Annotated in this window: 2 protein-coding genes; both read right to left on the reverse strand. The window is 68.9% G+C overall.

Going from position 1 to position 2,595, the window contains the following annotated elements:
* Positions 1–160: 160 nt before the first annotated feature.
* The gene (locus tag BM419_RS31500) at positions 161–577 is read right to left on the reverse strand and encodes a hypothetical protein (protein WP_091928769.1); all 417 of its coding nucleotides are present in this window, start codon (positions 575–577) and stop codon (positions 161–163) included.
* Positions 578–773: 196 nt separating this feature from the next.
* Positions 774–2,595, reverse strand: a 1,822-nt coding sequence (locus tag BM419_RS31505) for a glycosyltransferase family 2 protein (protein WP_091928768.1), incomplete at its 5' end; no start/stop codon positions are given.

The raw sequence follows: 2,595 nt of genomic DNA on the forward strand, positions 1-2,595 counted from the left end.
GAAGTCTTCCTGCCACGGCTCCAGCTGAGGCGGAGCCGGCACGGCGGTCTCAGCGGCGGTCTGCATCGATCGTGTCCTCGCACAGGTCTCGGCCGCTGGCTGCCGTCACGCGCAGCGGCGATGCGGTCACCGCAGCATCGGAAAGCGGTCCGGGCCGGCGTCAGAGGGGGCTTGGTGGCCGCGCCTCGGCGTAGCCGTGGTTGAAGTAGTGATGCGTCGGATCGGCTCCGGCGCTCGCCACATCGCCATTGCACTTGAGATAGAAGTCCCGGTCGAACAGACCCGAGGTCTCCAGCCACCGGAGCATCGTGTCCTCGCCGACCACCGGTGCGCCGTTGGGGGAAGCGGCCAAAGCCTCGCGATACAGTTCCACGAGGCGCGCGATGCGGGCGGCCACGTCCTTGGCGGCGGGCCGGCGCACGGAGGCGGCGACGACGCTCGACTGCTCGCCTGGGCGTCGACGCTGGAGGTCGGCCTCGGCCAAGCGGACCAAGCGCGCGAGTTCGCCCTGCGCTTCCTTCAGCCGGGCCTGTGTCTCAGCCAGCTCTGTCCGCAGCGTCTCGACGTCCTCGCCCAAGAACCGCTCCGTCCTTATCCTCGCACCCATGGCGCTCAAGCTTGCGCCGTGCGGCGCGCGCCGCAAACCGGCCACCGCAGCGGCCAGGCCGCGCGTTGCCCGGGTGATACGATTGCCTCGCGCACGCGGTCAACCCTGCCCGGGCGCTGGGCCGCACCGAGGGGGAGGGGCCTCATCCGGGTTGGAACGATGTGCGTCAGCCGGATGCCTCGCTCTCGGATCGCGGGGTGACGGAGACCGACAGCCAAGGCAGGACAGTGTCCTCGGTCTCGATCAGGAGGTGGACCGCTAAGTGCTGATCGAACGGCAGCGTGAAGCGAAAGCCGCAGAGCTCCGCGTCCAGCGGGGCGGGCGCGTCGCCGAACAGGGCCGCGACCACATCTGACCGCGGCTGGTCCACGGTGAATCGATGCGTCTCACCCTCGAGTTCGGCGACCAGCGTCGCCCGGGATCCGTAGGTCGGAACGACCCAGCCGGCGAAGACCACGTGCCCATCCTGGATCTCGGTCCCGGCGCCGGGGGCAGGCGCCTCCAGATGGGCACGGGCGAAATCGGGGGACAGCGCCGCGCCGCCGCCCGTAACCGTGCAGACGAGCGCGTAGGGCTCGAAGCCGCGCCCCTGACCGAAAAGGGCGGAGAAACGTCGGCGCTGGGACGCGACCCGGGCCGTCTGGATCGGGTCGGGAGAGTTGGACCCCGGTCTGCCGGCCCGGAGGTCCCAGACCGTGAGGATTTCTCGAAGGAACACGATGCGGCTCCGATCGGCGACGTAGAGATCCATCAGCCAGTCGCCCGCACCGGGCTCCTCGAAGAACGCCTGCGGCAGGGTCCGCAGCGCGTCCGCGCGGTAGAGACCGCACGAGCGGTGTGCGGTGACCGGTGCGGTGGCGAGATCCGAGAAGCGGAGGTTCCCGGTCGCGAGACGCCCCTGCGCCTCGTGCGGTAACAGGGATTCCTCCGCCGTGCGATGCACGAGCACCCAGTTGAAGCACAGGCCGAGCTTGGGATCGCTCCGCAGGATCCGGAGCTGCTTGGCGATCTTGCGGTCCGAGATCCAGCGGGCATCCGCGTCGCAGAAGGCGATATAGCGGCCATCGCAGGCCGCGATGCAATCCTGCAGGTTCCGGAGCGGGCCGAGATCCTGCGGGCGCGGGCGTACGTCGATGCGGTCCGGATCGGCCGCCCGAAGGGCAGCGACGCTCTCCGCGACAGCCTGGGTCGAGCGTTCGAAGCCGACGACGACGCGCAACTGGAACAGCCCGCGCTGGGCCAGAATGCCCACGAGCGCGGGATGGAGATCGGTGCCGGGATCGGGCGCGGTCACGATGACGCTGACGGTCAGCTGCTCCTCGAGCCACACGCGGAGGGCATCGACATCGCCGACCGGCAGGCAAGTGGTGTCGAATCCCATCTCGTCGAGGGTGTCGCGGGCGATGTCGGGATGGTCCTCGATCAGGCGGCGCAAGCCCGGCACGTCCGCCTCGTCCAGGAACGCCTCCGCGAGGCGGGCGAAGATCAGCCGCTGCGACGCCGCGAAACTCTGTGCGAAGCGGCCGCCGAAATGGCCGCGCAATTGCCGGTAGAACTCGATCTCCGACTTGCCGAGCCGCTTGTGCCGCGCGAGGTCGGATGCGTGAGCCCATATCCCGCCCGCGTGTTTGCGATACACCGCCATAATCTGGGGCAGGAGCCCGATCCGGCCGACCTCGGCGTGCATCAGGTGGATGTACCAGTCGGCCGGGATGATGCCGCGGCCGATCTCAAGCCTCTCGCCGCCGCGATATCGCCAGCGATAGAACACGCTGTTCGTCTGGATGAAGTTGCGCGTGGCCAGATCGGAGAGAGACGGCTGCGCCGCGCAATGCTCGGGATATATCGTCGCGACGCCCGGCATGTCCTCGTAGACGACGCGCACAGGGTGAAAGCACAGCGTGTATTCCGGCCGCTGCTGCATGTAGTCGAACTGGCGCTGCAGCTTGTCGGGATCCGTCCAATAATCGTCGCCCTCGCAGATGGCG

The organism is Methylobacterium sp. yr668 (genome assembly GCF_900116245.1).
In the GTDB taxonomy this organism is placed as follows: Bacteria; Pseudomonadota; Alphaproteobacteria; order Rhizobiales; family Beijerinckiaceae; genus Methylobacterium.